At 68.9% G+C, this 640-nt stretch carries 1 protein-coding gene; it reads left to right on the forward strand.

The features are described 5' to 3' along the window. Window positions 1-343: 343 nt before the first annotated feature. Window positions 344-640: hypothetical protein (locus WDW90_RS37835; RefSeq protein WP_336492836.1), on the forward strand; the 297-nt coding region annotated here is incomplete at its 3' end.

The following is a 640-nucleotide window of genomic DNA, read 5'->3' on the forward strand; positions in this document are numbered from 1 at the left end:
ATCGCAAAGGCCTGGCGCGAACACTGACCCCGCCCAGGCGCCGGCCCGTCATTCGGCACCGTCACACGCAGCCAACCCGGCCGGGCGGGGATGCTCGGGCCGAACGACCGGGTCGCCGAAGACGCCCATGATCCCGAAGGTCATTGCCGGCGCGCTTGAACGCCGGCTCCGGACAACCGCGAGGGCCGCCAACGCGGCGGCCCTGATCCTGCGGGCGGTCCGCCGCAGATCCGGCTGCACCGGCTCCGTGAGCGTCATCACGGTCCCCGTCAGGCCATCGGCCTAAATGCCTTTCAGCATTCAGATTGCCTCGGCACCCGCCGAGACTGCTGGGAGCAACCAGATGGATCCGTTCGCCCTCGTCGAAGCCATGCTGGAACGTCCAGCACGTCCTCACCTCGTCTCGGCCCTCGACGTGTTCGACATCGCCCGACAGGCGCTCCTGGAGGCGCCCGGCTACGATTCGTCCATGCGGCTGACGGAGCAGTTCCAGTCGGCTGACGGCTGCTTCACGGCCTTCCAGATCCGTGACGAGGCGGCTCGCGGCAGCGCTGATCACGGCATCAGCTTCGTCCTGGCCGAGGCCGAGTGCCTGCCGGAGGCCATGCTCCGGGAAGGCTTGGCGCCCGTCATGACGAGG

It is taken from the genome of Methylobacterium nigriterrae, from assembly GCF_037106235.1.
Classification (GTDB): Bacteria; Pseudomonadota; Alphaproteobacteria; order Rhizobiales; family Beijerinckiaceae; genus Methylobacterium; species Methylobacterium nigriterrae.